The 26983-nt window shown below is 67.3% G+C and carries 24 protein-coding genes; 9 read left to right on the top strand and 15 right to left on the bottom strand.

Annotated features, from left to right (window positions below; genetic code table 11):
• Positions 1 to 9 precede the first annotated feature (9 nt).
• Positions 10 to 1371, bottom strand: coding sequence for an Hsp70 family protein (locus ACZLIB_RS16800; protein WP_478468193.1), 1362 nt, complete (start codon positions 1369 to 1371; stop codon positions 10 to 12).
• A gap of 191 nt (positions 1372 to 1562) precedes the next feature.
• Between ACZLIB_RS16800 and ACZLIB_RS16795 the strand changes: the two genes are divergently transcribed.
• Entirely contained in the window at positions 1563 to 1898 is a 336-nt protein-coding gene (locus ACZLIB_RS16795; RefSeq protein ID WP_010482882.1) for a zinc ribbon domain-containing protein YjdM, read from the top strand.
• Between the two features lie 6 nt (positions 1899 to 1904).
• Here the strand turns inward: ACZLIB_RS16795 and ACZLIB_RS16790 are convergent, their stop codons facing one another.
• On the bottom strand, positions 1905 to 3059 hold the full coding sequence (locus ACZLIB_RS16790) for a tetratricopeptide repeat protein (RefSeq protein WP_032129363.1): 1155 nt from the start codon (positions 3057 to 3059) through the stop codon (positions 1905 to 1907).
• Between the two features lie 228 nt (positions 3060 to 3287).
• On the opposite strand from ACZLIB_RS16790, the gene ACZLIB_RS16785 reads away from it, so the two are divergent.
• The 4 genes from ACZLIB_RS16785 (at position 3288) to ACZLIB_RS16770 (ending at position 6153) form a co-directional block, all read left to right on the top strand.
• Positions 3288 to 3890 carry an HD domain-containing protein gene (locus tag ACZLIB_RS16785; protein WP_478468191.1) on the top strand — a complete coding sequence of 201 codons (603 nt, stop codon included), beginning with the start codon at positions 3288 to 3290 and terminating at the stop codon, positions 3888 to 3890.
• A gap of 50 nt (positions 3891 to 3940) precedes the next feature.
• A complete protein-coding gene (locus tag ACZLIB_RS16780) occupies positions 3941 to 4114 on the top strand; it encodes an oxidoreductase-like domain-containing protein (protein WP_049398321.1) in 174 nt (57 codons plus the stop codon).
• On the top strand, positions 4111 to 4728 hold the full coding sequence (locus tag ACZLIB_RS16775) for a DUF998 domain-containing protein (RefSeq protein ID WP_032130397.1): 618 nt from the start codon (positions 4111 to 4113) through the stop codon (positions 4726 to 4728). The genes ACZLIB_RS16780 and ACZLIB_RS16775 overlap by 4 nt, the downstream gene beginning before the upstream one ends.
• Positions 4729 to 4806: 78 nt before the next feature.
• Positions 4807 to 6153: a virulence factor family protein gene (locus ACZLIB_RS16770; protein WP_053092114.1), complete on the top strand. Its 1347-nt coding sequence runs from the start codon at positions 4807 to 4809 to the stop codon at positions 6151 to 6153.
• 694 nt (positions 6154 to 6847) lie between these two features.
• On the opposite strand, the gene mprF is transcribed toward ACZLIB_RS16770, so the two are convergent.
• Positions 6848 to 9412 carry a bifunctional lysylphosphatidylglycerol flippase/synthetase MprF gene (mprF, locus tag ACZLIB_RS16765; protein ID WP_478468190.1) on the bottom strand — a complete coding sequence of 855 codons (2565 nt, stop codon included), beginning with the start codon at positions 9410 to 9412 and terminating at the stop codon, positions 6848 to 6850.
• Positions 9413 to 9604: 192 nt separating this feature from the next.
• On the opposite strand from mprF, the gene ACZLIB_RS16760 reads away from it, so the two are divergent.
• Both ACZLIB_RS16760 and ACZLIB_RS16755 read left to right on the top strand, forming a co-directional pair.
• Complete coding sequence (locus ACZLIB_RS16760; protein ID WP_005410556.1) at positions 9605 to 9952, top strand: RidA family protein; 348 nt, start codon at positions 9605 to 9607, stop codon at positions 9950 to 9952.
• A 133-nt stretch (positions 9953 to 10085) separates the two neighbouring features.
• Complete coding sequence (locus ACZLIB_RS16755; protein WP_478469928.1) at positions 10086 to 11030, top strand: IS481 family transposase; 945 nt, start codon at positions 10086 to 10088, stop codon at positions 11028 to 11030.
• A 102-nt stretch (positions 11031 to 11132) separates the two neighbouring features.
• Here the strand turns inward: ACZLIB_RS16755 and rnfB are convergent, their stop codons facing one another.
• The 4 genes from rnfB to ACZLIB_RS16735 all read right to left on the bottom strand — a co-directional run bounded on the left by rnfB (position 11133) and on the right by ACZLIB_RS16735 (position 14871).
• Positions 11133 to 11546, bottom strand: a complete 414-nt coding sequence (gene rnfB, locus ACZLIB_RS16750; protein ID WP_080291848.1) for an Rnf electron transport complex subunit RnfB — start codon at positions 11544 to 11546, stop codon at positions 11133 to 11135.
• Positions 11547 to 11571: 25 nt separating this feature from the next.
• Complete coding sequence (locus ACZLIB_RS16745; RefSeq protein ID WP_049463206.1) at positions 11572 to 12162, bottom strand: HAD family hydrolase; 591 nt, start codon at positions 12160 to 12162, stop codon at positions 11572 to 11574.
• Between the two features lie 76 nt (positions 12163 to 12238).
• On the bottom strand, positions 12239 to 14326 hold the full coding sequence (gene metG / locus ACZLIB_RS16740) for a methionine--tRNA ligase (protein ID WP_478468188.1): 2088 nt from the start codon (positions 14324 to 14326) through the stop codon (positions 12239 to 12241).
• Between the two features lie 101 nt (positions 14327 to 14427).
• Positions 14428 to 14871, bottom strand: coding sequence for a DUF2147 domain-containing protein (locus tag ACZLIB_RS16735; RefSeq protein WP_032130402.1), 444 nt, complete (start codon positions 14869 to 14871; stop codon positions 14428 to 14430).
• Between the two features lie 263 nt (positions 14872 to 15134).
• Between ACZLIB_RS16735 and ACZLIB_RS16730 the strand changes: the two genes are divergently transcribed.
• A protein-coding gene (locus ACZLIB_RS16730; RefSeq protein WP_132810585.1) for an IS3-like element ISStma2 family transposase occupies positions 15135 to 16486 on the top strand; the annotation gives its coding sequence in 2 pieces (ribosomal slippage) (positions 15135 to 15582 and positions 15582 to 16486; 1353 coding nt in all).
• Positions 16487 to 16687: 201 nt separating this feature from the next.
• On the opposite strand, the gene gloA2 is transcribed toward ACZLIB_RS16730, so the two are convergent.
• The 5 genes from gloA2 to ACZLIB_RS16705 all read right to left on the bottom strand — a co-directional run bounded on the left by gloA2 (position 16688) and on the right by ACZLIB_RS16705 (position 21688).
• Complete coding sequence (gloA2, locus tag ACZLIB_RS16725) at positions 16688 to 17092, bottom strand: SMU1112c/YaeR family gloxylase I-like metalloprotein (RefSeq protein ID WP_049463208.1); 405 nt, start codon at positions 17090 to 17092, stop codon at positions 16688 to 16690.
• A complete protein-coding gene (locus tag ACZLIB_RS16720; RefSeq protein ID WP_478468186.1) occupies positions 17089 to 18159 on the bottom strand; it encodes a serine hydrolase domain-containing protein in 1071 nt (356 codons plus the stop codon). Before ACZLIB_RS16720 ends, gloA2 begins: the two co-directional genes overlap by 4 nt.
• 16 nt (positions 18160 to 18175) lie before the next feature.
• Positions 18176 to 20116, bottom strand: coding sequence for a DUF885 domain-containing protein (locus tag ACZLIB_RS16715; RefSeq protein WP_478468185.1), 1941 nt, complete (start codon positions 20114 to 20116; stop codon positions 18176 to 18178).
• 94 nt (positions 20117 to 20210) lie between these two features.
• Positions 20211 to 20996: a queuosine precursor transporter gene (locus tag ACZLIB_RS16710; protein ID WP_049437362.1), complete on the bottom strand. Its 786-nt coding sequence runs from the start codon at positions 20994 to 20996 to the stop codon at positions 20211 to 20213.
• Positions 20993 to 21688, bottom strand: a complete 696-nt coding sequence (locus ACZLIB_RS16705) for a DUF502 domain-containing protein (RefSeq protein WP_005410547.1) — start codon at positions 21686 to 21688, stop codon at positions 20993 to 20995. Before ACZLIB_RS16705 ends, ACZLIB_RS16710 begins: the two co-directional genes overlap by 4 nt.
• A 76-nt stretch (positions 21689 to 21764) precedes the next feature.
• Between ACZLIB_RS16705 and ACZLIB_RS16700 the strand changes: the two genes are divergently transcribed.
• Entirely contained in the window at positions 21765 to 23081 is a 1317-nt protein-coding gene (locus ACZLIB_RS16700; RefSeq protein ID WP_478468183.1) for a hypothetical protein, read from the top strand.
• Between the two features lie 7 nt (positions 23082 to 23088).
• Here ACZLIB_RS16700 and ACZLIB_RS16695 read toward each other — a convergent pair whose 3' ends face one another.
• The 3 genes from ACZLIB_RS16695 to ACZLIB_RS16685 all read right to left on the bottom strand — a co-directional run bounded on the left by ACZLIB_RS16695 (position 23089) and on the right by ACZLIB_RS16685 (position 26939).
• The gene (locus ACZLIB_RS16695) at positions 23089 to 23541 is read right to left on the bottom strand and encodes a DUF4442 domain-containing protein (protein WP_032128978.1); all 453 of its coding nucleotides are present in this window, start codon (positions 23539 to 23541) and stop codon (positions 23089 to 23091) included.
• 75 nt (positions 23542 to 23616) lie between these two features.
• The gene (locus ACZLIB_RS16690) at positions 23617 to 25242 is read right to left on the bottom strand and encodes a CHASE2 domain-containing protein (RefSeq protein WP_478468181.1); all 1626 of its coding nucleotides are present in this window, start codon (positions 25240 to 25242) and stop codon (positions 23617 to 23619) included.
• Positions 25239 to 26939 carry a FecR family protein gene (locus ACZLIB_RS16685; protein ID WP_049421053.1) on the bottom strand — a complete coding sequence of 567 codons (1701 nt, stop codon included), beginning with the start codon at positions 26937 to 26939 and terminating at the stop codon, positions 25239 to 25241. The genes ACZLIB_RS16690 and ACZLIB_RS16685 overlap by 4 nt, the downstream gene beginning before the upstream one ends.
• Positions 26940 to 26983: the final 44 nt, after the last annotated feature.

The following is a 26983-nucleotide window of genomic DNA, read 5'->3' as shown; positions in this document are numbered from 1 at the left end:
AACGTTTTGTTAATCCTGGCTGGCTGCCGCCAGCGCAAGGCCCTGGACCACGCCCAGCGAGGGCTCGCCGTGGACCATGCGGGCCTCCGGGAAGGCCTCGGCCACGGCCTGGCGCAGGTAGCCGGCACGGGACATGCCGCCGGTCAGGAACACCGCATCCGGGTCGCCGCCGATGTCGCTGCGGACCTGGGCCAGCAGCTCGCGGATCTGCTCCAGGTAGCCATGGGCGGCGGCGGCCAGGCCGTCGGCGCTGCTGTCGGCATGCAGGTCGCGGGCGATGTAGTCCAGCGTGCTGCGGTGTTCGCTGGCGGCGCTGAGGGCAATCTTGGCGCGTTCGACATCGCGGTACAGGCGGGCGGTGTTGCCGGTGTCCTGCAGGGCCTGCAGGCGCGCGCCCCACGGTTCGTCGACATGGTCGTATTTGTGCTGGCGGAAGTCGCGCTGGCGCGTCATGTCCTGCACGGTGGCGGCTTCCACGTAGTGGTGGGCGGGCACGCGGGTGATGCCGCGGCCGAACAGCGGCATGTAGCTGGACAGGCTCAGCGCCAGATCGATGTCGGTACCGCCACGGGCGATACCCCAGGCGCGGTGGATGCGCGGCGCAGCATCGCCACCAACCTCGGCGTGGGCGATATCGGTGGTACCGCCGCCGATGTCAACGATCACCGCCTGGTGCCGCTCGCGGCTTTCGGCGTGGTAATGCATGGCCGCCGCGGCCGGTTCCTCGAGGAAATCGATCTGGTCGAAACCGGCCTGGGTGGCGGCTTCGCGCAGGATGTCCAGTGCCTGATCGTTGCCGGCCGCGCCGATCGAGCTGCGGAACTGCACCGGGCGGCCGAGCAGGGCGGCACGCAGCGGCTGGCCAAGCTGGGCGCTGGCGGTCAGGCGGATGTGCTCGAGGATGTGCGCGGCGATGCCGGTGATGGTCTGCTTCGCGCGCGGGTGCAGGTTGTAGCCCAGCATCGACTTCGGGCTCTGCACCAGGTTGCCTTCGTGTTCCTCGAAATAGGCTTCCAGCGCGTCGTCGCCGTAGACCGCGTTCTGCAGCAGGTCGCTGGCGCTGCGCTCCTTGCCGGCGCGGGCTTCCATCCATTCCCGGCGCAGTGCGCGCAGGGCTTCGCGGCGCAGCGCCTGCGGCGTGCGTTCCTGGCCGGCGGCGCGGGCCGCGCGCGCGGCGCTGTCGATCATCTGCTGCAGCTCGTGTTCCTGGCCGGCGTCGAGCTGGAAGTCGTCCGGGTCGGGCACCACGCCAGGGAAGTACACGCTGGTGCGGAACTGCTCGGCGTCGCCGAAGCGGATCGGCAGCAGTTTCCCCTCATGCACGATGGCGGCGGCGGAGTTGCTGGTACCGAAGTCGATGCCGAGGCGCATGGGGAGTTCCGGGGGCGATCAGGGGCCGCGCACTCTGCTGCAGTTCGTCGCCGACTGCAAGTTCCTGCGGCCTTCTGTTCTGGATGGGGGTTCCGGATCGGGTCATGCGAGCCGCCGGGCGCTGGCCGGAAAAGGGCAGCGAGCCAGGCGGTTACAATGGCGGCTGTTGATTCACTTTGAGGTACTTGCTGATGTCTTCTGCCCCCGCCTGCCCGCAGTGCACCCTGGAAAACACCTACGCCGATGGTGCGCTGTGGATCTGCGCCGACTGCGGTTTCGAATGGACCGCCGAGGAAAGCGCCGGTTCCACCCTGGTCGTGCGTGACAGCAACGGCAACACCCTGCAGGCCGGCGACACCGTCACCGTGATCAAGGACCTGAAGGTCAAGGGCTCCTCGATCCCGCTCAAGCAGGGCACCGTGATCCGCAACATCCGCCTGGTCGAGGATGACGCCGAGCACATCGAAGGCAACTCGGACAAGATCAAGGGCCTGGTCCTGAAGACCTGCTTCCTCAAGAAGGCCTGATCGCCTTCAGCGCTTGGCCTGCTGCTGCGCGCGCCAGCGGGCCAGGCTGTCCAGCTTGGCCTGGTAGCGCGCCTGCTCCGGCGCGCCCCCCAGTTCCTGCGCACGCAGCAGTTCGCGATCGGCGCGCTTGAGCTGGCCAGCCAGGAAATAGACGCGTGCCAGCCCGAAGTGGAACTGATGCGCGGTGTCATACAGGCGAACGGCCTGCCGGTAATAGCGGATCGCCTGGTCCAGCTGGCCGGCACGTTCGGCCTTGGCGCCGAACATGTACTGCGCGAACGGGTCTTCGCGCTGCACCGACTTCAACCGGCGCTCAAGTGACTGCGCCTGCGCGGTCAAGCCCAGGCTGCGGAACAGCGCGGAGGCATTGGTCAGTGCGGCATCCTGGCGGCCTTCCAGCTGCAGCGATCGGTCCAGCGCCTGCCGCGCCGCCTCGTTGTTGCCTTCGCGGTGGTCGAGCACGCCGAGGTTGTTCCACACCGGAGCGAACCCGCTGTCCTGAGCCAGGGACGCGTCGAAGAATGCACGCGCGCCGACGAAATCACCGTCGGCGAGGCGCTCCGCACCCCGGTTGTTGTAGAAGTGCGCCAACGCCCGCGCACGGCTGACGGGAACCGGGCCGCGGCGGTCATAGAGCACATTGCGGTCCAGATCGACGGTACCGAAACGCCCACCGACGTCGACACCGGCGTTGACGTGGCCGACGCTGTAGACCACGCCCGCGTCCTGGTCCTGGTACCAGGACACCACCTGCCCGACTTCCTGCACGCGGGCCTGGATGCCAGCCTCCCGCGCAAGCGTCACGAACAGCAGGGTGAAGGCCAGGCAGTTGGCGCGGCGGTGCTGCCAGATATCGCTGACGGTGTAGGTCGCATTGGCGTCGTACTGCAGGTCCAGCCCGTGCTGGTCGAAGATCATCTCCACGAGCGCCTGCAGCCGCTGGTCGCGGGAGTAGCTGCGCTGGATCACCTGCTTCTGGAGCATCGCGCGCAGGTCCGCGGGAATGGCGAACACTTCTTCCGGGGTCGGCACACGTGCGGCCGACACGGTGATGGTCGGGGTCGTCACCACATCGGCGGGCGGTGCCTGGCCTGCGCCGAAGGCAGGAGCACAGAAGGCCAGCAGCGAAAGAGTGAGGCAATGGGCGGCAGAACGGTACATGACGGTTCCCGGCAGCGGCGGGCGCTCCCGCCTGTGGCGAGTGTATGCCCATGGATGTCCGGCTGCAGCGACCGTTGGTCGGCGCCGCGTTCATCCACAACCGGTGTGGACCAGCGCTCGACAAAGCTGTGGACAACTGGCTCCGGGCCCCGCCCGGCAAGCGTTGTGAGTGCGTGGTGAAAAAACCGCCAGCTTGCCCGGCGCCGGCGCAGGCGGGATGATCCGGTCATGGACTTCTCACCGCTGACGCTTGCCCCGGCGCAGTGGCAGGCGCTGCAGGACAGCTATGCAACGCCGCCACGGGCCTACCACCACTTCGGCCATGTGCGCGCGGTGCTGCAGCACTGCCAGGATGTCGCCGACGGCCCCGGCTGGAAGCAGCCGGCCGAGATCTATCTGGCCGTGCTCTATCACGATGCGATCTACCAGGCGGGGCGCAAGGACAACGAGGCGCGTTCGGCGCAGCTGGCTTTACAGGCGATCACACAGGCGCCAGAGCTTGCCACTGTCGACGCCGCTCGCGTGGAGCAATTGATCCTGCTGACCGCCCGCCACGGCGCGCTTGGTCCGGAGGATGTGGATGCCGAGGCGGCGCTGTTCCTGGACTGCGACATGGCGATCCTGGCCGCGCCGGAACCGGTGTTCGCTGCCTATGACCGTGGCGTGGCCGAAGAATACAAAGGGGTGGTGCCGGGCTTCCTGTACCGTGCCGGCCGTCGCCGCTTCCTGCAGGGCCTGCTGCGCGCTCCGCGGATCTTCCTCAGCGGGTTCTTCCACCAGCGCCTGGACGCGGCCGCCCGTGACAACCTGCGACGTCAGCTGGGCGTTTGAGCCGGCCCGGTACACTGGTGACCTGTTTCCAATGATTGCCGTTTCCGACCGTGTCCGTCCCTGATCCCGATCCCCGCCCGCTGCCACCGGAAGAACCCGGCCCCAACGAATGCTGCGGCAGTGGTTGCCCGCTGTGTGTGCTGGACCTGTATTCCGATGAGCTGCAGCGCTACCGCAAGGCGCTGGCCGAGTGGAAGACGCGGCATCCAGAGGCCGCACCATGAGCCGTGCACGCCCGGCGGCGGTGCTGGCGCTGGTGGCACTGGTGCTGTTCGTGGCCACCGCGCTGTGGACCCAGGTTGCGCGCAGTGATCTGGACTGGGTGCGGGCGACCTTGAGCCTGTACCTGCACGGGCCGTGGGGGCTGGCATTGCGCGCTGCCTACTGCCTGCTGGCGCTGGCCATTGCGGCGCTTGGCATTGCGCTGTATCGCGGCAGCATCGGCCCGCGGCGCAGTGCGGCCGCACCATTGCTGTTCACGGTTTCCGCGCTGGGCCTGGCGACGGTCGCCATCGGCGACAGCTGGCTGCCTGAAGCAACACCGCTGCTGGCACCGTTCATCCATGGGCTGGCAGCCAACACGGCGTTCCTGTGTGCCAGTGTCGGCATGCTGCTGCAGGCCTGGTATCTGCGCCGCGAACCGGGTTGGCAGTCCGCTGCGGGCCTGCTCTGGGGCTGGGCATGGCTGGCCTTTGTGCTGCTGTGGCTGCATGTGCTGTGGCGTGGTGGACCACCGCGTGGGCTGGGACAGAAAGTGGTGATCGCGGTGATCGTTGGCTGGCTGCTGTATCTGGCGATGGCGCTGTACCGTCGCAGCCGTCGGGCCGCAGCCCACTGAATCCCCAACGGCCTGCGCCGGTACGTGCCGTGCACGCGGCGGCGGCGTATCGTGTGCGCATTCCATCGGGGATGCGATATGAAGCGTGCAGGGCTGGGCAGGGCAATGGGTGTGGTACTGGCGCTGGCCGCGCTGCCGGCAACGGCGGCCGTGACCCCGCAGCAGTTCAGCCATGGGCGGTTCGAGCAGATTCCGGTGCACATGCCATCCGGCACGCCGCAACGGGTGGTGATCTGGTTCCACGAACCCACGGCCGGTGGTGACACCAGCCGCCTGCCGATCGAGGCCCTGCGTGCCGATGGCGCGCTGGTCGCGGCAGTGGACATTGCGCACCTGCGCGGTGTGCTCAAGCGCGAGGGGGACCCGACCTGTTCGTTCGGTTCCGGTGACGTCGAGAATTTCTCACGTTGGCTGCAGGCCTCGCTGCATCTGCCCGGCTACCACCTGCCGCTGGTCGGCGGTGATGGCGAAGGTGCCGAGATGGCCTATTCGCTGGCAGCGCAGGCCGATACCCAGGTGTTCGCCGGTGTACTGACCACCGGCTTCTGCCCGGACCACAACCACCAGCGCATGGTCTGCGGCGATGGTGTGAAGCACGACAGGCTGCAGCCGGCCGAACTGAATTTTCCGTGGTTGAGCGCGGCCGGTGACCGCGGCTGCAAGGTCGGCCAGGCCAGCGCGTTCGTGCAGCAGGTCGCGATGGCACGCGAGTTCAAGCGCACCGCGCGCGGTGATGCGTCACCGGGCCTGGTGGCTGCGGCACGGGTGATCGGCGCGCAGGCCGGCGTCAGCCTGGCACCGCCGCCTGCTGCACTGAAGGGCCTGCCCGTGGTGGAAATGCCGGCGACCGGCAGCGGCGATACGCTGGCGGTGTTCGTCTCCGGTGACGGTGGCTGGGCTGGCCTGGACAAGAACGTGGCGTCGTCACTCAACGAGCATGGCGTGGCGGTCGTCGGCATCGATTCGCTGCGCTACTTCTGGAGCGAGCGCACACCGAAGGGCTTTGCGGGCGACCTGCAGAAGATCATCGACCACTACCGCCAGCAATGGCACCGCGACAAGGTGATGTTGATCGGTTTCTCGCAGGGCGCCGACGTGCTGCCGGCCACCATCAACCAGCTCGATGCTGGCACCCGTGAGGCGCTGGAGCGCATCGTGCTGCTGTCGGTGGGCAGGAAGGCCGACTTCGAATTCCATGTCAGCAACTGGCTGGGCGGTGGCGGCGACGGCCTGCCGATCGCACCGGAAGTGGCCAGGCTGCCGGCGGAAAAAACGCTGTGCGTGTACGGCGACAAGGATGAGGACGCGCTGTGCCCGGACCTGCCGGCCAATGACGGCGTGAGGAAGGTGAAGCTGCCGGGCGATCACCATTTCGGTGGCGATTACGACCGCCTCGCCGAAGTGATCCTGAAGGGCGGGGTGTAGCGTTTGGTAGACGCCGACCTTGGTCGGCGCTGGGGCTGAAGGCACCGCGGGATGAGCGTGTCGACCAGGGTCGACACCTACCAGGCGCATGTAGCGTCGAGCCACGCCCGACGGCTGTTGGTAGACGCCGACCTTGGTCGGCGCCGGGGCTGAAGGCACCGCGGGATGAGCGTGTCGACCAAGGTCGACACCTACCAGGCGCATGTAGCGTCGAGCCACGCCCGACGGCTGTTGGTAGACGCCGACCTTGGTCGGCGCCGGGGCTGAAGGCACCGCGGGATGAGCGTGTCGACCAAGGTCGACACCTACCAGGCGCATGTAGCGTCGAGCCACGCTCGACGGCTGTTGGTAGACGCCGACCTTGGTCGGCGCCAGGGCTGAAGGTGCCGTGGAATGAGCGTGTCGACCAAGGTCGACACCTACCGGGCGCATGTAGCGTCGAGCCACGCTCGACGGCTGTTGGTAGACGCCGACCTTGGTCGGCGCCGGGGCTGAAGGCGCCGCGGGAAGAGCGTGTCGACCAAGGTCGACACCTACCAGGCGCATGTAGCGTCGAGCCACGCTCGACAGCTGTTGGTAGACGCCGATCTTGGTCGGCGCTGGGGCTGAAGGTGCCGTGGAATGAGCGTGTCGACCAAGGTCGACACCTACCGGGTGGCAGGTAGCGCCGGGTCATGCCTGGCGGATCGCGGCTTCAATTCCGCCGCGGATCCAGCGAGATCAGGCGCGTGGCATCCAGCAGCGCGGCCGGCAGATGCATGCCGCCGGGCGCGGCGAGATAGCGCGGCCGCCACTGCGGATCGAACTTGGATTTGAAGCGGCGCAGGCCACTGAATCCGTAGAAGCGTTCGCCGTGCCGCGCCAGCAGGCCGGCCAGTCGGTTCCAGCGACCGGCCAGCCGATGCTGTGCCAGCCCGGACAACGGTGCCATGCCCAGCGAGAAACGCGCATAGCCCTGCGCGCGGCCCCACAGGAACAGTTCGACGAAGAGGAAGTCCATCGTGCCCTTCGGTGCTTCGTTGACGTGGCGCATCAGGTCGACCGACAGCTCGGCGCCGGCCGGTGCCTGCCACAGGTTGGCGAACGCCACGATCTGGCCCTCGGCCTCAACCAGCGCCACCGGGAAGCGCACCAGGTAATCCGGGTCGTAGCTGCCCAGCGAGAAGCCCTTCTCATCGCCGGCCTTGTCTTCCAGCCATGCATTGGAAATTGCGTGCAGGCGCGGCAGCAGGCTGGGAATTTCCTCCACCGGTGCCACGCGGAAGGTCAGGCCACCGCGCTTGCCCCGGTTCCAGGCCTGGCGCAGATCGGCGCGTTCGCGGCCTTCCAGGCCGAAGTCATGCAGCGGCACCATTGCTTCCTCGCCCAGCTTGACCAGGCCCAGGCCCAGGTCGAGGTAGGTCTGCCAGTAGGTCTCGCCCACCTGGTAGAACACCGGGCGCAGGCCCAGTCGGTCGGCTTCCTCGCGGAAGCGCCAGATCAACGCGCGCGCCACGTCAGGCGGGCCGACCGGATCGCCCATCGCGATCAGCGAACCGCCGTAGCGCTGCATCATCACGAAGCCCTGTTTCGCGTCATCGCGCAACACCGCCTTGTCGGCGGTCAGTACCAGGCAGGCCTGGGTATCGGTGGCACCGGCCAATACCGGCGCCAGCGACTGCAGCGTGGCTTCGTCGGCGGCTGGCAGCGGACTGCGCGTGCTGTGCAGCAGCCGCGCCAGGCCGAACATCACCAGCGCGATGGCGACCACCAGCAACGCACGCAGTGCGCGCGGTGCATTGCCCGACACCGCGAACTGCCACCACAGCTCGTTCTGGTACTCGACGTGGCTGTAAGTGAAGAACAGCAGCCAGGTGACCGCGACCAGCACAAGCCCGAGGTTGCGCAGCCACGGCCATGACCAGGCTTCATCCAGCAGTGCGCCCTGGCGATAGAACTCGCGGCGCGCGGCCCACAGCGCCATCGCCGCCAGCACTGCGGAAACTGCGATCAGCCATTGGCCACCACGCAGCCACAGCGGCAGCGGGGTGATCACGCACACTGCCATCGCCAGCATCCACGCGGCATGGCTGCGCCGGGCCAGGCCCTGGCCGATCAGCAGCAGTGCAACGCCGCTGAGGCTGCCGATCAGATGGGATGTTTCCAGGATCGGCAGCGAGGCATTGACCAGGTGACGGCGAGGCGTCGGCAGCGTGCCGTCGATGACCAGCGCGGCGCCGATGCTGAACACCGCCAGCGCGATGATCTGCGGCAGCCACGGGCGCAGCGCGTTCCAGCCGGCGCGGGTTGCGCCGGCACTGGCCTGCAGCGGCTGCCGCAGGGCAGGCGCAAGGGCGAGCAGGGTGGCCAGCACCAGCGGCAGCACGTAGTAGGTGACGCGATAGATCAGCGCCGCCGCCAGCACCGCTGCCGGTGCCACCTGCGGCAACAGCTTCAGCAGGCTCCACTCGAACACACCCAGGCCCGCGGGCACGGTGGAGACCAGGCCGGCCAGCACTGCCACCAGGTAGAGCCCGACGAAGCCTGGCAGGCCGGTGGGCGTGGAGTCCGGCAGCAGCACGTAGAACGCGGCACTGGCCAGTACCAGCTCAATGACGCTGAGGACGGTGACACCGATCATGGTGCGGCGGTCGGGCAGCCACAAGGCATGACCGAACACACGGAACTGCCGTCCATCGCGGCCGACCAGCAGCACCGTGGCGAGGTAGGCGAGCAACGCGACGATGCCGACGATACGTACCGCATTGGGATCCAGCGGCAGCGCCAAGGCTGCGGCAGCCGGTTCCATGCACAGCGCCACACTGATCAGCAGCCATGCACCGAACACGAAGCCGAGCGTGCTCATCAGCACCACCTGGCCGATCTGCGCCAGGTCCAGGCCGGCGCTGCGGTAGCCACGCAGGCGCACCGCGCCGCCGGTCAACGCGGCAAAACCCACGGTCTGGCCCAGCGTGTGCGCAAGGAAGGCGGTGATGCCGACGCGCGCGGGGTGCACGCGGATGCCGCTGCGACGCAGGCCGATGGCATCGAAACCGATCAGGCAGGCGTAACTGGCCAGGCCGAGTACCACGGTGAGCGCGATCTGCGTGCCGCTGAGCTGCCGGAACGCCTGGCGGATGGCGCGATAGCCGTGCTCGTCGAACTCGTTGGCCAGGCCGTGCAGGGCCAGGGCGAGGATCAGCAGGGGGATGACGATGGTGGCAACCCGCTTCCAGGTTGGCGTGGAAGAGGCAGTGGTGGAATCGACGGGGGCGGTCATCGGCGCAAGGGTGCGGCAGGAGGGGCGAGGGCGGTGTCAACGCGGGCGTGGCGCATCGTGCGCCTGTCATCGTCATTTGACCAGTGGGACCGTCGGAGCCCGGTAGTGACGTGTCGCGGAGGAAGCCCGTGCACCCACCGTCGACCGGTTTGGAGGACAATGCAGGCCTGATCAACCGCAGGAGCCACGCCCATGATGGAGCGTTACGACGTCGGACCGCGCATGTCCGAAATGACCGTATACAACAAGGTCGCCTATCTCTCCGGCCAGATTCCGGAAGACACCAGCCAGGACATCACCGGCCAGACCCGGCAGGTGCTGGCAGAAATCGACAAGCTGCTGGCGTTGGTCGCCAGTGACCGCCAGCACGTGCTGCGCGCCGAGGTGTTCCTGGCCGACATGGCTGACTTCGACGGCATGAACAAGGCGTGGGATGAGTGGGTGGTCGAGGGTGCGACCCCGGCGCGTGCCACGGTCGAGGCCAAGCTGGCCCACGCTGACTGGAAGGTCGAGATCGTAGTGACGGCGGCGGTACCATAGCGGCAGGCAAGGTCAGGTCCCACCAGCGGAGGGTAGAGTCGACGGTTAGTTGTGATCTCTCTGTAGGTTGTTCATCCGGGACATCTTTGGAAAATGGCGGTTACCACACCTTTCCAGACCCCAAAGAGCCCGGATGAACCACCATAAAAATGCCCGTTTGACCGTCCATAGTCGAGCACTTCTTGTTCACCGCATCCTTCACGAGGGCCTGCGCCCGGAAGAAGCAGCTCAGGCGTGTGGCGTCAGCGTGCGTACGGCTTACAAATGGCTCGGCCGATTCCGGGAGTTGGGGCCATCGGGCTTGGAGAACCGCAGCTCAAAGCCTCACCAGACGCCGCACGCCACGCCGGAGCTGGTGGTCGAGCAGATCAAGGAACGCCGCCGTAAGCGGCAGACCTACCTGACCATCTCCAAGGCACTGGGGGTCGGCCACAGTACGATTTCAAGGCTGATGCGCGCCCACGGCCTCAATCGGCTGTGTCAGCTTGATTCGCCCAAGGAGGTCATCCGATACGAATATGATCAGCCAGGAGGGCTGCTGCACCTGGACATCAAGAAGCTGGGCAACTTCCAGCGGCCAGGGCACAGAACCGATGCCAAACGCCGGGGAAACGCCGCGGGCGGTGGCTGGGGCTACGTCCACGTGGCCATCGACGATCACTCCCGAGTGGCCTTCAGCAGCGTCCACCCCAACGAACAGGGCGAAACCGCCTGCCAGGCGTTGCTGGGCGCTCTGGAGTACTACGCCAGCCTGGGAATCACCTTCAAGCGGATCCTGACCGACAACGGTGCCTGCTATCGCTCCACCGCCTTTGCCAAGCTGCTCAAATCCCTTGGAATCAAGCACATCAGAACCAAGCCCTACACGCCGCGGACCAATGGCAAAGCCGAGCGCTTCATCCAGACCAGCCTGCGCGAGTGGGCCTACGCCTGCGAGTACGCATCCTCGGACCAGCGCAATTCCGTTCTGAACCAATGGCTGCACCACTACAACTGGCATCGTCCCCATATGGCGATCGGCGGCCAGCCACCTATCTCCAGAGTGCCGCTGAACAACGTAGTGGGTTTACACAGTTAGTCGACTATCGCGCGCAGCGCGGGGTTTTGCGCCGCCGGAACGAAGAGCAGTCGACCAACAGTCGACTCTACCCCGCCGCTCCACTGCCGGTTGGTCTGGTGGCTACGTTGGCACCAGCTCGATGCAGTCCACCGGGCACGGTGGAATGCACAGCTCGCAACCGGTGCACAGATCGGCAATGACCGTGTGCATGTACTTGGCGCCACCGACGATGGCATCCACCGGGCAGGCCTGGATGCACTTGGTGCAGCCGATGCAGTCGGCTTCCACGATCAATGCCACCTGCGGCGCCTTGTGCTCGCCGCGCGAACGATCAAACGGAATGGCGGGTACGTCCAGTACCTGCGCCAGTGCGCGCGCGCCAGCGTCGCCGCCCGGCGGGCAGCGGTCCACGCCTGCCTCGCCGCGCGCCATGGCCTGCGCGTACGGGCGGCAGCCGTCGTAGCCGCATTGCCCGCATTGGGTCTGCGGCAGCAGGCGGTCGAGGCGTTCGGTCAGGGGAGGAATCAGGCTCATGCGTGGCGAAGGCTGCGCGTTGGGGTTACTTCAAGGGTTTGCCACGGAACCAGCGCTCGTGGGCCAGCGCCAGCATCGGCTTGTCCTCGGAACTGTCACCGTAGGCATGGATGCGCACGTAGCGTGACAGATCGAACTGGCGGCGGATGTGCTCGACCTTGCGCGGGCCACAGTCGCCACCGGCATAGCGACCTGTGAGACGGCCGTCCTGGCTCTCCAGCCGGTTGCAGATCAACTGCAGGCCCAGCTGTTCGCACCACGGCCGCAGATACAGGTCCAGCGAGCCGGACACGATCACCACGGTGTGCTGCTGTTCCTTGTGCCAGCGGATCTGCTCCAGCATTTCCGGGCGCACCACGTCGGGCAGGAACTCACGCGAGAAGCCGGCGGCCAGCGTGGCGATGTCATCGCTGTGGCGGTCGCTGAAGGTCAAACGGGTGACGCGCGCGCGGATGCGCTCGGCCGAGATCAGCTTCAGCTTGTATGCGGCCAGCCACGGGCCGACTTTCCACCACGCCTGTGCCAGCTGTTCGGCCGTGGCCACGCGGCGCAGGAAACGGCCATAGGTATCGCAGGTGGTCACGGTGTGGTCGAAGTCGAACAGCGCCAGTTCCATTCCGTTGCCTCCCATCGCGTTGCCCCGAGGCCGGTGCTGCCGGCGGGCGTGGCCGCAACCACGCCCGCTGCGGGCATCAGCGGACCGGCATGCCCGGCTGCGCGCCGCTGTCGGCGTCCAGCAGCGCCAGCGCGCCGCCGTCGAAACCGGCCGACAGGATCATGCCTTCGCTCAGGCCGAAGCGCATCTTGCGCGGGGCCAGGTTGGCGATGAACACCACACTGCGGCCGACCAGCTTCTCCGGCTCGCCGTAGCTGGCGCGGATGCCGGAGAAGATCTGGCGCTTGCCCAGCTCGCCGGCGTCCAGTTCGAAGCGCAGCAGCTTGTCAGAACCTTCCACGAACTCGCAGACCAGCACCTTGCCGATGCGCAGGTCGAGCTTGGCGAAATCGTCGATGCCGATGTAGGCCGGAGCATCGGCACCCTTGGCTTCGTCCTTGGCCGGTGCCGGTGCCGGTGCGGCCGGCTTGGCGGCGTCGGTCTTGGCGGCGGGGGCGGCAGTGGCGGCCGGCTGCAGGGTGTCCTTGGAGGCGTCGATCATGGCGTCAATCTTCTTCGGGTCGATACGGGTGAACAGCGGGGTGTACTCGGTGATGCGATGGCCCAGCAGCGGCTGCGCCAGTTCGGTCCAGTCGGTCACCGGCGCGGCCAGGAAGGCCTCGGCCTGCGCAGCGGTGGCCGGCAGCACCGGCTTCAGGGCGGTGACCAGCACGCGGAACAGGTTCAGGCCCTGGCTGCACACGGCCTGCAGCTGCGCGTCGGCGCCATCCTGCTTGGCGATCACCCACGGCTTGACGTCGTCGATGTAGCGGTTGGCTTCGTCGGCCAGGGTCATGGTCAGGCGGATCGCCGCGGCCGGATCGTTGCGCTCGTAGGCTTCACGGATCGGCGCCAGGCCGTCGACGAAGCGCTGGTACTGCGCCGCATCGGGCAGCTGTGCGGCCAGCTGGCCGTCGAAACGCTTGCTGATGAAGCCGGCACAGCGGCTGGCCAGGTTGACGAACTTGCCGACCAGGTCGGCGTTGACGCGGGCGATGAAGTCACCCAGGTTCAGGTCGAGATCGTCGACGCCACCGCCGGACTTGGCGGCGTAGTAGTAGCGCAGCGCTTCCGGCTCCAGGCCGGCGTCGAGGAAGGTACGCGCCATCACGAAGGTGCCGCGCGATTTGCTCATCTTGGCGCCGTCTACGGTCAGGTAGCCGTTGACGTGCAGGCGGGTTGGCGCGCGGTGGCCGGTGCCATGCAGCACCGCCGGCCAGAACAGGCCGTGGAAGTTGACGATGTCCTTGCCGATGAAGTGGTGCAGCTCGGTGGCGGTGCCGGCGCGCAGATGCGCTTCGAAGTCTTCGCCGAGCTTGCCGCACAGGGTCTGGAAGCTGGACAGGTAGCCGATCGGCGCATCCAGCCAGACGTAGAAGTACTTGCCCGGCTGGCCCGGAATCTGGAAACCGAAGTACGGTGCGTCGCGCGAGATGTCCCACGCGCGCAGGCCACCTTCGGCATTGAGCCACTCACCCAGCTTGGCCTTCACGCCCGGCAGGGCGACATCGCCGGCCAGCCATTCGCGCAGGAATGCATCGAAGTGGCCCACCTCGAAGAAGAAGTGCTCCGAATCGCGCATTTCCGGCGTGGCACCGGAGATGACCGAACGCGGCTCCTTCAGGTCGGTCGGCGCATAGGTGGCGCCGCAGACTTCGCAGTTGTCGCCGTACTGGTCGGGGCTGCCGCAGTTCGGGCAGATGCCCTTGACGTAGCGGTCGGGCAGGAACATGCCCTTGGCCGGGTCGTAGAACTGCGCCACCGAGCGGCGGCTGATGTGGCCGGCCGCTTCCAGCTTCAGGTAGAACTGCTCGGTCAGCGCCTTGTTGGCCGCCGAATTGGTCGAGTCGTAGTGATCGAAGGCCACGCCGAAGGCGGCGAAGTCACGTTCGTGACTGGCCTGGATGTTGGCGATGAAGGTTTCCGGGGTGACCCCGGCCTTCTCCGCGGCCAGCATGATCGGCGTGCCGTGGGTGTCGTCGGCGCAGACGAACCAGGCCTTGCCGCCACTCATTCGCCGCGCACGCACCCAGATGTCGGCCTGGATGTAGCCGACCAGGTGGCCCAGATGCAGCGGGCCGTTGGCGTAGGGCAGGGCGGTGGTGACGAGCGCGGTACGGGTCATGGTCGCGGGGTGAAGCCGAGGGGAACCGCAGAGTATCGCATGCCCGCAACGACGTGACCCGGCCGAAGCCGGGTCACGGGGATGAAGCGGGGCCTGGGGGCTTATTCGCGCTGCCAGGTCTGCGCGCGGCAGATGAAGGCAATGCAGCCGGACACGTCCAGCTTGGTGCCGCCGGGCTGCAGTTCCATCTTCGACTTGTAGGTCTTGCCGTTGGCCGGGTCGAGGATGGTGCCGCCGGACCACTTGTTGGCGCCGTCGGCCTTCAGGTTCCAGAGAATGGTCATGCCCTTCACCGGCTTGTTCTTGTTGGCGCCTTCACAGCCGTCGCAGACCGGGTTCGGGCCCTTGTCCGAGTGCAGGATGTCGACCACCTTGCCGGTCAGCGTGCCGTTGGCGGCCTGGCTGATCTCGACGATCGACTTCACCTTGCCGGTCTTGTCGTCGATGGTCTTCCAGCGGCCGGCGGCGCCGTCGGCGGCCTGTGCCGACAGGGCGGCCAGGCACAGCGGCAGTGCCAGCAGCAGGGTCTTGAAGGTGTTGCGCATGGTCCCCTCCCAGGGTTCATTCCGGCACGCTGCCGGCATGGGTCGACTGTATACCCATTCGGCGGGGTATGGGGAAGGGGGGCTTTGCAGGGCTGCGCCCTGCACCCACGGTAGTGCCGGCCGCTGGCCGGCAACCTCAACGGCAACGGCAAAAGCGACCATTCCGTGGGATGGCGGGGTGGGTCCGGTTGCGGGGGACGCCGTAAACCCGTCCATGAAGTGACCCCCGGGAGTTGGACACCAGATCCAACCCCGAGGGATACATGAACAAATACGACGCGCGTTTCAAACTGCAGGTCGCCAAAGAGGCCTGCAAGACCTCCACATCGGTCAAAGCCATTGCCCGTCGCCACGGCCTGGAGTTCTCCACGGTCAGGCGCTGGGTGGCGACCTATCGGCTGCATGGTAGGCGGGGATTTCATCGCCAGGCCCGGTCCTATGACCTCCCGTTCAAACTGGCTGTCCTGGAGAAGATGAGCCAGGACGGCTTGTCCGGGCGGGAGGCCACCACCTACTTTCAAATTGGCGATGCCGGCGCGGTGGGACGATGGCGGCGCCTGTATGCTCAAGGTGGTGCCCAAGCGTTGGCACCCCCTCCGCCGCCGCCCCGAAAGCCGATGAAAAAGACCCGTTCGTCCAAGCCGCCTGAAGATATGAGCCGCGATGAGCTGCTCAAGGAAGTCGCCTATCTGCGTGCGGAGACCGACTACCTAAAAAAACTCGATGCCTTGATCCGGGAAGAGCAGGCGGCGCAGGACGCAAAGCGCAAGCCGTCCAAGGATTGAGGCAGGTTCATACGCTGTCGCTTCTGCTTGAAGCAGCTGAGCTGTCACGCAGTACGTTCTATTACCAGAACCATGTCCTGGCCCATCCGGATCAGGATGAGGCAGCCCTGTGCGAGCGCATCCGTGCAATCTACGATCAAAGCCAAGGGCGCTATGGCTATCGCACGGTGACGCTGGAATTAGCCAATCAGGGTCATCGGACCAATCACAAGCGGGTTCAGCGCCTGATGGGGGAGATGGGACTGAAATCGCGGGTGCGTGTGAAGCGCTACCAGGCCTTCAAGGGGGCGGCCAATGTTGTGGTTGGCAATGACCTCAATCGCCAGTTCCATGCCGAGCGGCCCAACCAGAAGTGGGTGACTGACGTGACCGAGTTCAAGGTGCAGGGTATGAAGCTGTACCTGTCGCCGATCATGGACCTCTACAACGGCGAAATCGTGGCTTATCAGATCAAGCGTCGGCCCGTATTTGATCTGGTGGGTCAAATGCTGGAGGAGGCCATCAAGAAGCTTTCCCCGGATGAGCGCCCCATGATCCACTCCGACCAGGGCTGGCAGTACCAGCATGAAAACTACCGGCACATGCTGGAAAAGCACTCGTTGAAGCAAAGCATGTCCCGGCGCGGCAACTGCCTGGACAATGCGGCGATGGAGAGCTTCTTTGGAACGCTGAAGTCGGAGTTCTTCTACCTGAACAGCTTTGACAGCCTCGAGAGTCTGGAGGCTGGGCTGGTGGAATACATCCAGTACTACAACGAAGAACGCATCAAACTGAAACTGAAAGGTCTGAGCCCGATAAAGTACCGGGAGCAGGCCCAATCGGCCGCCTGACCCCGTCCAAGTCTCGGGGGTCACCTCACCCTGGGGGCTTGGCCGCGGCATCCATGCCGCGGACACCCCCGCAACCGGACCCACCCCGCCTTCGACAGGTTCCGGCGATCTGTCGGTATCGGGCTGTGGGTGGGTGTCGACCTTGGTCGACACGGTAGATCCACGCCATGCGTGGATGGGACTTTCCGTGGGAACGGGGGATCAACCGACTTCGTACAGCTCCAGCGGCAGGTCGTCGGGGTCGGCGAAGAAGGTGAAGCGGCGGCCGGTGTATTCGTCCACGCGGATCGGTTCGCACACCACGCCATGCGCGGCCAGACGCTGGATGAAGGGTTCCAGCCGGGCGACGCGGAACGCGAGGTGGCGCAGGCCCTGGGCTTCCGGGCGGCTGGGACGGGGCGGCGGCGAGGGGAAGGAGAACAGTTCCAGCTGGCCACCGTCGGGCAGGGCCAGGTCCAGCTTCCAGGAATCGCGCGCGGCACGGTGGTTCTCGGCCAGCACGCGCAGGCCGAGGATGCGCACGTAGAAGTCCTTCGAGCGTGCGTAGTCGCTGCAGATCAGTGCGGCGTGGTGGATGCCCAGCAGGGCGTCGGCATCGCGGGTCATTGCAGGGTGTCCAGCCAGCGCTGGGCGATCTTCAGCGCCAGCGGATAGGGTTCGGGGTCGTTGCGGTTGGTCAGCACGATCACGGTCAGGTGCTTCTCCGGGTGGCGCACGATCACGTTGCGGAAGCCGATGCTCTCGCCGCTATGCCATTGCACCGGGCCATTCAGGCGCCAACCGAAGCCGTAGTGCGGTACGTCCGGTTCGGGTGTTGCCGTGGCCGGGCTGAACATCGCGCGGCGCGAGGCTTTCGACAGCAGGCGGTCGTCATACAGCGCCGCATCCCAGCGGGCCAGGTCGTCCAGCGAGGAATAGATGCCGCCATCGCCGAGCACGGCGCTGGTGGTGCTCTGGTCGGTGCGTTGCCAACGGCCATCGATCCAGCTGTAGCCATAGGCGCGTGCAGCGACCGTGTCCTCGCCGTCCTGGTGGGCCACGGTATGCGCCATCCCCAGCGGGCGGAAGATGCGCTGCTGCAGGAAAGTGGCGAAATCCTGTCCGGAGGCGCGGCCGACGATCATTGCCAGCAGTGCATAGCCGCTGTTGCTGTAGCGATACTGCGTGCCGGGTGCGAAATTCAGCCGGTCCTGGCGCGACAGCAGGGTCAGCACGTCGGCATCATGCACCTGCCGAGGGTCAGCCGGGTCCATCAGGTCTTCGTAGTCGAGCAGGCCACCGGTGTGCGAGAGCAGTTGGCGGATCGTGATGGCCGCTGCAGCCGGCGGCAACTCGGGCAGCCACTGCCGGGCCGGCTGGTCGAGCCCAAGCCGGCCATCCTCCACCAGCAGCAGTACCGCCGCAGCGGTGAACTGCTTGCTGACCGAGGCCAGCCGGAAGTTGCTGGCTGCGGTGATCGTGGTGCCGTCCTCCAGCACCGCCAGGCCGTAGCCGCGGCGGAATACCGGTTGCCCGTCGTGCAGTACCAGCACGGCGGCGCCGGGTACCTGGCCATCGTAGGCCTGCATCAGGCCGTCGATGCCCGCATCCGGTGGGGTCAGCACCGGTGCGGCGGAGGTGGCCAGCGGCAGCAGGCCCAGCACGACGGCGAACAGGGCGACGGCAGGGCGCATGGCGGCTCCGGAGGGGTCAGGGTGAAGGCGCGGGCGTGGCGCTGGCCGGCTGGGCCATCCAGCGCTCCATCTTGCGGTCCAGCACGTCCAGCGGCATCGAGCCATCCTTCAGCAGTTCGGCGTGGAAGCGGCGCAGGTCGAAGGCGGCACCCTGGCGTGCCTTGGCCTTGTCGCGCAGGGCGACAATGGTGGTCAGGCCGGCCACGTTGGACAGCGCCTGGCCGGGCTGGGCCATGATCCGCTCGACTTCGGCGTTGGCGTCATCGCTGCTCATGTCCACGGTCTTCTGCAGGTAGGCCACGGCCTGCTGCTTGCTCCAGCCCTGGGCGTTCACGCCGGTGTCGGCCACCACGCGGGCAGCGCGCAGCAGGCGCGAATACAGGTAGCCGATGCGGTCGTAGGGATCGGTGTAGATGCCCAGGTTCTCACCCAGTGTTTCGGCATACAGGCCCCAGCCTTCGACGAAGGCGAGATCGCCACCCAGGCGGCGGAAGCGCGGCAGCTTGGCCAGCTCCTGCTGCAGGCCCAGTTGCACGTGGTGGCCGGGGATCGCTTCATGCAGGTACTGCACCGGCACGTTCCAGCGCTTGCGGCTGGCCAGGTCGCGGGTGTTCACGTACAGCACGCCCGGTTGCCCGGCCGCAGACGGCTGGTAGGCCGCTGCTGCGGCGGTCAGTGCACGCTCCGGTTCCACCGCGCGCACGTCCAGCGCGGACTTGGGCAGGGTATCGAGCACCTGCGGCAGGCGTGCGTTGACCTGCTGCTGCACCTGGCGATAGCGGTTGATCAACGCATTGGCGTCGCCGTACTGGAACTGGCGGTCGTTACGCATGCTGCGCAGCAGCTTGGCCGGCGTACCGCGCAGCTTGGCGTCCTTCATCACCGTGGCGATCTGCGCCTGCAGTTCCTGAACGCGCTGTTCGCCCAGCGCGTGCAGCTGCGCAGCGGTCTGGTCGCTGGCCGTGGTCTGCACGATCAGGTTGGCGTACCAGGCCTGGCCATCGGGCAGCGCGCCGAGGCCACTGCTGGCACGCGTGGCGGGCAGGTATTCGGTGGCGATGAAGCCGCGCAGGGCGCGGTAGGCCGGCATGATGCGCAGTTCGATCATGCGCTTGTACTCGGCGCTGATGCGCGCCTTGTCCTCAGCCGGGATGGTGTTCGGCATGGTGCGGATCGGCGACCAGAAGATGCTCTCTTCGGCGGTCGGCTTGATCACCGCATCCAGCTGCGGCAGCACTTTTTCCATCAGGTCGCGCGGCTGTACCACGCCGGCCTTCATGCCCTGGCGCATGTTGTCGATGGCCTGGTCGAACAGCTCGGGAATGCCGAGCGAACGGCGCGACCAGGTGTCGTAGTCCTGCACGGTGTTGAACGGCTGCGCGCCGGCACCGGCACCGAGGATCGCCAAGATGCTGCCGATGTTGTAGTACTGGCTGATCGGCATCATCCAGCTCGGGTAGCGCTCGGCGGCCAGCGAAGCGCGCGCGTCGCGCACGAAGATCTCGTAGCTGAGCAGGTCCTGGCCCTGCAGGCCGTCGCTGCCGAGTTTCTCGACCTTGCCCAGCCACTCGGTGGTGAAGTCGTGCGATTGCTGGCGCCACGCGGCGGACAGGATGTTGGGCAGCTGGTCGTTGTAGCGGGCCTCGCCCTGGAAGGTTGCCTGCAGCGGATTCAACCGCATCGAGGCATCCCAGTATTCGTCATACAGGCGCTCCAGCTGCACCTGCTTGGGTACGGCACGGGCCGGTGCGACCGGGCGTGGCGCGGCGCGGCGCGCCGAACTGCCACGGGCCGGCGCGGTGGCGCGGGCGGGCCTGGCCTTGGGCTTGGCGGCCTGGCGGGTCTGCGCGGCGGCAGGGCGGCTGGCCTTCTTTTTCGCTGCTTCGGCCGACGGCACGGCGCTGAACAGGAACAACGCGGCGATGGCGGCGGCCAGGGCGCGGGTGGGATGCGGCATCAGGAGCTTCCGTGGAACACAGACCGTGGAGCTTGCACGATCCGGCCGCGTACGGCCAGCGTGAAGGCGCAGTCAGCTTTTTGCTGCTGGGGCTTCAGTCAGCCGCAGCGGCGGCGCGCAACGATGCGGCTCGCTCGGCACCCAGATAGCGGGTGATGGCACGCCGCATCAGGTACAGCAACGGAATCAGGGCGATCGCAAAGCCCATCTTGTAGATGTAGTTGACACTGCTGACCGCCAGGAACAGCGAGGTCGGCCAGTGCTGCGGGCCCAGCACGAAGGCGATCCAGATCACCACGAAGCTGTCCACCACCTGCGAGATCGCGGTGGACCCGGTCGCACGCAGCCACACGTGGCGCTCGCCGGTGGCCTGGCGGATGCGATGGAACACCGCCACGTCGATCAGCTGGCCGAGAAGGAAGGCCACCAGCGAGCCGGCGATGGTCCACATGCCCTGGCCGAACACCGCTGCGAATGCCGCCTGGTAGTCCGGCACGCCGTGGCCATCCATCGACGTGACCCACCAACTGGCCGGCGCCAGCGAAATGGCCGCGAAGGCGAACAGGAAGCCGTAGCCGATCAGCACCACCGCCAGCCACGAGATGAAGCGCACGCCGCGCTTGCCGAAGAACTCGTTGATGGTGTCGGTCATGATGAACACCACCGGCCACAACAGGGTGCCGGCGGTGAAGCTGAGCGAGCCGGTCTGGCCGAACAGGTTCCAGTTCAGCGGAGCGATGCCGAGGGTGTCTTCCAGCGCGAAGATCTTCACCCCGATCAGCTCGGCCAGCACCGCATTGCCGCAGAAGAACGCGGCCAGCACGATGAACAGCAGGACCGCGCGGTCCTGCAGCGGGCGCTCGATCGGCGCCGGGGTCATTCGGTGCGTTCGCCGGTGCGTTCGCCGGCACGGGTGAACGGCACGCTGGACGGCGCCACGGCACCGCCGGAAATGATGAAGCTCATGGCCTGGTCGACGGTCCAGTCGGTCGGCGTCAGCAGTTCCACCGGCACGATTTCCAGGTAGCCCGAGGTCGGGTTCGGCGTGGTTGGCACATACACCGCGGCCAGCTCACGGTCGGTGCCGTGTTCCTTGATCACGCGGGTGACCAGGCCGACCGATTTCATGTCGCGGTGCGGGAAGTCGATCAGCACCACGCGCTGGGTACTGCCCGGTTCGGTCTGCAGCATGTCCAGCAGCTTCTTGGCGCTGTCGTAGATGATGCTGGCCAGGGGAATGCGCTTGATGATCGCGCCGACCCAGCGCAGCAGGCGCTGGCCGAGCACGCGGCGGCTGGCCACGCCCACCGCCAGGATCACCAGCAGGGTGGCCAGCAGGGCGATGGTGTCCTGGATCCACTCGGCACGGACCCAGCCGAGGTAATGCGGGAAGCTTGTCGCGATCTGCTCGGAAAGCGGTACCACCAAGGGGCTGGAAATGCCCGACAGCAGCACGAACACGAACTTGACCACGACCCAGGTCAGCCAGATCGGCAGCAGGGTCAGCAGGCCGGTCAGGAACAGGCGCTGCAGGGAGGGGCGGGGGACCAGGGCGGGGGCTTCGAGCGACATGCGCGCATTGTAGCGGCCACCGCCGGTCGATTACGCTGGGGAATCGACTGCGGCAACGACACATGGAAGGGAAGCTGTGTTGAAGATTCTGCGCGGACTGGGCTGGACCCTGGCGGGCCTGCTGGTGCTGGCCATCGTGGTGTGGTGCGCCTCGCGCATGTGGCCGGTGCCCGAATCGCGGCTGCAGGCGCAGCAGCGACTGGAAGCACGCCTGCCGGCGACCGGCCACAACGGTTATGCCCTGTTGTGGACGCTGCCGTTCGACGATCTGGATGCCCGCCAGCGCGAGCAGGCATTGGCCGAGGACGTGCGCCGTTGGGAGGCCGACCTGCGGGGCAGCAGCGGCGGCCAGACACACCTGGTGGCCAACCATGCCGAGCTGCGCTCGCGGCCCGGTGCCAGTTGCGGGCCGGCCGCCAGCGGCTGCCTCGCCCAGGTCCGCGCGGACCCGCAACGCTTCGTGGAGGCCCATGCTGGGCACCAGCAGTTGCATGCGCGGCTGGATCAGCTGGCCGAAGCGGACTACTTCATGTCGCCGTTCCCGCCGAAGGGCGAGGGCATTCTGGTTCCGTTGCCGACCTATGGCCTGGTGATGGACGCCACCAGTGCGCGCGCGCTGGCCTATGTGCAGGGCGATATCGACGGTGCCCTGCGAGGTGCCTGCCGTGGCCTGCAGCTGGGCCGGCGGCTGTTGCCCGGCAGCAGCTATCTGGTCGAGAGCATCATCGGTGCCAGCCTGGTGCAGGCCAATGCCCAGCTGCTGGCCGACATGCTGGTCGAACTGCCGGCCGACCACCCCTTGCCGGCGGAGTGCGAACAGGCCATGCAGCCGCTGCGGGCCGAGGAACAGAGCCTGTGCCGTGCCATGCAGGGTGAGTACGCGATGAGCCGGGCGGCGATCGAGACATCGGCGCGGGAGTTCGGCGGCGTGCTGGTGCTGGATCGCAGCAGCACCCTGGCCCGCGTGGCCGGCAATCTTGGCTGGGCCTGTGGCGCGGCAGCCACATCGGCGCTGGAAGCGGATCGCCCGTTGCCAGTGCCGGCGCCACCGCAGCATGACTTCGGCTGCCTGTCGAACGTCATGGGCTGCGTGCTGACCGATATCGCCGCGCCGATCTATCCTGCCTATTCGTCACGGCCACAGGATGCCGCGGCGATGGTGCGGCTGCTGGGGGCGCAGCGTTGGCTGCGGCAGCAGACGGATGATCCGGTGGACGCACTGCAGCGGCTGCCGGTGCAGTTCCGCTCGCCGGTGCGGGCGCCGCAGCTGTCGGCCGACGGCCGCCACCTGCAGGTGCCGCGTCGCTCTCCAGCGCGCAGCGCTGAAGAAAACCCGTGGCTGTCGGTGCCGTTGCAGAAGGAATCGGCTTCGACTGCTGCGGGACGCGACTGATGCGCGCTCAGCGTGCGTGTGGCTTCAACCGCAGGTAGACCTGCTTGCGCACCTGGGCGACCACCTCGCCGCTTTCATCGACGACATCATTGCTGAACCATCTCAGCACTTTGTCACCAGCGGCCGCTTCGGCGCGCAGTTCGTCCAGCAGTGCGTCATCGATGCGGAACGACGTACGTACGGTGCCTCTGCCGGGCTTGAGGAAATCGATGGCGCCGGCACGGTCCCACACGTAGTAGTCGCGGCCGAGGATGTGCAGCAGGCCAAGCATCCAGAACGGATCGGTCATCGCAAACAGGCTGCCGCCGAAATGCGTGCCGACGTAGTTGCGGTTCCAGGGCCGCATGCGCAGTTCGACGTCGATCTGCCGGTAGTCCGGCGAGACCCGGGTGACGTGGATGCCGGTGAACAGGAACGGCGGCCAGAGATTGATACCGAAGCGGAACAGGCGGGCGTTCATGCGGGTCCGGGGGCGCAGGGCGAGGCGCCCAGTCTAACCATTCGCATGCGTATGTTGCACCCCGGGCGGCGAGGGTCACGCCTCGCCGTCGATGACATACCCGTCACGGCCGTTGGCCTTGGCCTGGTACAACGCGGTGTCGGCGCCTTCGACGAAATGGTGTGGTTGCAGCGTGCCGTCGGGTACGCGGGTGAACACGCCGATGGTGAGGGTGACGCCTGCTTCGCTGCCGTCACCGGGCGCCGGCAGTGCGCGCACGCAGGCAATCAGGTCCTCGATGACCTGGCGCGCGCCCTCGGCCGGGGTATCGGGCAGCACCAGTGCGAACTCGTCGCCACCGTAGCGCGCGGCCATGTCGCGTGGGCGTCGCGCATGCGCACCGATCAGGCGTGCAACATCGCGCAGCACGCGGTCGCCGACCTGATGGCCGTGGCGGTCGTTGTGGCGCTTGAAATGGTCAACGTCGATCAGTGCGAGGCTCAAGGACTTGCCACTGCGTCGCGCGGCATCGCATTCCTGTTGCAGCGACTGCTCGAAACGCAGGCGATTGCCGAGACCGGTCAGCGCATCGCGGTTGGCCAGGCGGTGCCAGGCCGAGACGCGCCAGGTCGCCCAGGCCAGCAGCACCAGCAGGATGCCCAACATGGCGCTGGCCGGTGCCCACCACAGGTCACCGGCGCGCAACAGCAACCAGCTCAGCAGCGGTGGAAGCGGCAGCGAGCACAGCGCCGCGAGCCATGGCAGGCGCAGGCCGAGCAGGATCACGCACAGTGCCACCAGGACGCCACTGATGGCGTGCTGCCAGAGACGGGGCAGCAGGTCGATCTGCTTGTGCTGCAGCAGCATCGAAGCGATGTTGGCCTGGTACTCGCTGCCGCTCATCCAGAACTCGCGGGTGGTCGGGGTCAGCAGCCGCGGTGCGATGCCGCTGGCGGTCATGCCCACCACGATGCGGCGGCCGTGCAGCATCGCCATGTCCACGTGACCATCCAGCACATCGGCATAGGACACCTGCGGCAGGCGTTCGGGCGGTCCGGCATAACGCACCCGCACGTAGTCGTTGCGCCGCCATTGATAGGGCGAACCGATCTCCGGGGCGGGGTCGGGCAGGCCGTGCACCGCGCCCGCCGGCAGGTCGGCCAGCGCCAGGCCCAGTGCTGGCCAGTGGGCCTGGCCGATGCCGGCACGCAGGTACACGCCGCGCGCGACACCATCGCCATCCACTTCCACATCGGTGTGGCCGATCGCTGCGGCACTGGCCGCGATCTGCGGAATCGGCAGCATTTCCTCGGCCATGCGGTCGCCGGCGGCCGGTGCCGCGAGTACCGGCAGCACCACCCGGCCGTTGCGGCGTATCGCGGCGGCCAGTTCATCGTCCTGGCGGCTGTCGCGACGATCAGGTTCGGACAGCATCAGGTCCAGTGCGACGCGCTCGGCACCGGCATCGGTCAGCCGGTCGAGCAGGCGGGCATGGATCGAGCGGGGCCAGGGCCATTGGCCGATGCGCTGCAGGCTGCCCTCGTCGATGGCCACGATCAGCACGCTGGGGTCGGGGCGGTAGTCCCAGTTGCCGACCATGGCGTCGTAGGCCGCTTCGTCCTGTCGCCACAGCCACTGGCCCTGGCTGGCGATCACCGTCAGCACCCCGGCCAGCAGTGCCAGCAGGATCCGCTTCGGCCACGGCAGCGGCGAGCGCCTCATAACAACAGCAACAGCAGCAGGGCGCCACCACCGGCGCCGTAGCACAGGCGGCAGGGCAGCTTGATCTGCTGGGCCGGTGAGTACTCACCCGCATGACCATCGTCGTCGATGTACTGCACACGCACATGCAGGGTGCCGCTCCACGGCCGCTTGAAGCTGACCTGCGGCTCGCTCACGGTCTGGTCGACCAGGGGCGCCCTGAAGTCGCCACGACGGTCCACCTGCACCCGGTACTGCTGGCCTTCGCTGCCGGCCTGCCAGCGCAGGGTCAGTTCGCCATGCGCGGCCTCAGGCGGCTGCAGGGCAGGGTCGACCGGTTCATTGCTCAGTTGCAGGGGCAGGGCCTGGCCGTAGCGGCCCTGATGGCCGTTGCCGTCGCGCGACGCCACCCGCCAGAAGTACTCGCCGGGCGGCAGCGGCTGCGCCAGGCGCAGGTCGGTACCTGGGGTGCTCTGTTCCTGCAGTGGCTGCACGAAGCTCGGCTCGGCAGCGATCTGCAGCACGCTGCTGCGCGCGCCCGGCGCCTGGCTCCAACGGAAGCGCGGGCGGTCGCTGTTGACGGTCTGCCCATGCAGGGGGGCCACGGTGAGCGGCGGCGGGGGCTGGTCGCTGAGTTCGAAATCGGCGCTGGCGTCGAGGCCTTCCACGCCCTGCGCATCCACCGCGCGCAACAGGATGCGCAACTGGCCGGGGGGCAGGTCACCGATTGCCAGCCGGGTGTCGGCGGTGGTGGCGGCAAACAGCAGGATTTCCGGTGTCGCTGCCTGTACCACTTCCACGCGGTAGCGCGCGGCGCCGTCGACGGGGTCCCAGGCGAGCAGGGTCGGCAGGGGCGCCAGGCGCACCTCGTCGCTACGCAGCTGCGGCGCTGGAAGAAGGGCGGAGACAGCGTCCGGTGCGGCATCGGCGCTGCTGCTGCGGCTGGCCTGTCCAGGCTGGACCAGGCGCTTGCCGTGGGTGTTGCCGACCTGGACCTTGCCCTGCAGTACTTCGGTGGCAGCCACCTGGCCGGTGTCACCGGCGCTGACCCGGAAGACGGTGCCGCGCACGCTGCTGGTCGCCGTAGGTGCATCGATGATGTAGCGCGAGGCCGGGCCACGGGCAGGTGTCACCCGATTGCTGGCGCGGCCCTGCTGCAGGCGCAGGCGGGTATCGACCATGCCGGTGTGGCCGTAGCGGCTGAGCTGGTCCAGGCGCAGCCGGGAGTACTCGCGCAGCTGCAGGCGCGAGGCGTCAGCGAATTCAAGCGTGACGCTGGAGTCGCCTTCGGTCTGCACGGTGTCACCGATGCGAAGTTGTTCCCCTGCGAGTATCGCGCGCGAGGCGCTGCCATCGGCACCTGACAGTTCGACCTTGCCGCGCACCGACAGCACGCGGGCAGGTGCCGGTTCGATGCGCAGCCAGCTGATCGGGAAGCGCAGCAGCTGCCCCGGCGGCAGCTGGTAGGGGTTGTCGATGCGGTTGTGCTGTTGCAGCTGCTGCCAGCGCACCGAGGGCTTGAGGTACAGGCCTCCCAGATCCCACAGGGTATCGCCGGGACGGACCCGGTAGTTCCAGTCCTGGGCGGCGGCCATGGCCGGCAGGAAGAGAAGAGCGCAGAGCAGCGCGCCCTGGAAGCGCATGGCGAACGACAGCGAGCGGACGAAGGTCACAGTTTGCAATCCCGGCAATGCGGGGGCGCAGCTGCAAGACCCCATGGCCCCGACCTCATCCCCCCGAACGGATCGTGGCGACCGTACGG

This window comes from Stenotrophomonas sp. 220_Sma, assembly GCF_056487375.1.
Note: the sequence above shows the minus strand (reverse complement) of the source record. Positions and strands in the feature narration are given on the sequence as shown.

What these genes read in the sequence shown, in the direction of transcription:
- ACZLIB_RS16795 (WP_010482882.1), top strand. Translation starts at nt 1,563, where the DNA reads ATGTCTTCTGCCCCCGCCTGCCCGCAGTGCACCCTGGAAAACACCTAC.
- ACZLIB_RS16775 (WP_032130397.1), top strand. Translation starts at nt 4,111, where the DNA reads ATGAGCCGTGCACGCCCGGCGGCGGTGCTGGCGCTGGTGGCACTGGTG.
- ACZLIB_RS16735 (WP_032130402.1), bottom strand. Translation starts at nt 14,871, where the DNA reads ATGCGCAACACCTTCAAGACCCTGCTGCTGGCACTGCCGCTGTGCCTG.
- ACZLIB_RS16785 (WP_478468191.1), top strand. Translation starts at nt 3,288, where the DNA reads ATGGACTTCTCACCGCTGACGCTTGCCCCGGCGCAGTGGCAGGCGCTG.
- ACZLIB_RS16685 (WP_049421053.1), bottom strand. Translation starts at nt 26,939, where the DNA reads ATGGGGTCTTGCAGCTGCGCCCCCGCATTGCCGGGATTGCAAACTGTG.
- ACZLIB_RS16755 (WP_478469928.1), top strand. Translation starts at nt 10,086, where the DNA reads ATGAACCACCATAAAAATGCCCGTTTGACCGTCCATAGTCGAGCACTT.
- ACZLIB_RS16715 (WP_478468185.1), bottom strand. Translation starts at nt 20,116, where the DNA reads ATGCCGCATCCCACCCGCGCCCTGGCCGCCGCCATCGCCGCGTTGTTC.
- ACZLIB_RS16710 (WP_049437362.1), bottom strand. Translation starts at nt 20,996, where the DNA reads ATGACCCCGGCGCCGATCGAGCGCCCGCTGCAGGACCGCGCGGTCCTG.
- rnfB (WP_080291848.1), bottom strand. Translation starts at nt 11,546, where the DNA reads ATGAGCCTGATTCCTCCCCTGACCGAACGCCTCGACCGCCTGCTGCCG.
- ACZLIB_RS16720 (WP_478468186.1), bottom strand. Translation starts at nt 18,159, where the DNA reads ATGCGCCCTGCCGTCGCCCTGTTCGCCGTCGTGCTGGGCCTGCTGCCG.
- ACZLIB_RS16790 (WP_032129363.1), bottom strand. Translation starts at nt 3,059, where the DNA reads ATGTACCGTTCTGCCGCCCATTGCCTCACTCTTTCGCTGCTGGCCTTC.
- ACZLIB_RS16760 (WP_005410556.1), top strand. Translation starts at nt 9,605, where the DNA reads ATGATGGAGCGTTACGACGTCGGACCGCGCATGTCCGAAATGACCGTA.
- ACZLIB_RS16705 (WP_005410547.1), bottom strand. Translation starts at nt 21,688, where the DNA reads ATGTCGCTCGAAGCCCCCGCCCTGGTCCCCCGCCCCTCCCTGCAGCGC.
- ACZLIB_RS16695 (WP_032128978.1), bottom strand. Translation starts at nt 23,541, where the DNA reads ATGAACGCCCGCCTGTTCCGCTTCGGTATCAATCTCTGGCCGCCGTTC.
- ACZLIB_RS16800 (WP_478468193.1), bottom strand. Translation starts at nt 1,371, where the DNA reads ATGCGCCTCGGCATCGACTTCGGTACCAGCAACTCCGCCGCCGCCATC.
- metG (WP_478468188.1), bottom strand. Translation starts at nt 14,326, where the DNA reads ATGACCCGTACCGCGCTCGTCACCACCGCCCTGCCCTACGCCAACGGC.
- ACZLIB_RS16690 (WP_478468181.1), bottom strand. Translation starts at nt 25,242, where the DNA reads ATGAGGCGCTCGCCGCTGCCGTGGCCGAAGCGGATCCTGCTGGCACTG.
- mprF (WP_478468190.1), bottom strand. Translation starts at nt 9,412, where the DNA reads ATGACCGCCCCCGTCGATTCCACCACTGCCTCTTCCACGCCAACCTGG.
- ACZLIB_RS16770 (WP_053092114.1), top strand. Translation starts at nt 4,807, where the DNA reads ATGAAGCGTGCAGGGCTGGGCAGGGCAATGGGTGTGGTACTGGCGCTG.
- gloA2 (WP_049463208.1), bottom strand. Translation starts at nt 17,092, where the DNA reads ATGACCCGCGATGCCGACGCCCTGCTGGGCATCCACCACGCCGCACTG.
- ACZLIB_RS16745 (WP_049463206.1), bottom strand. Translation starts at nt 12,162, where the DNA reads ATGGAACTGGCGCTGTTCGACTTCGACCACACCGTGACCACCTGCGAT.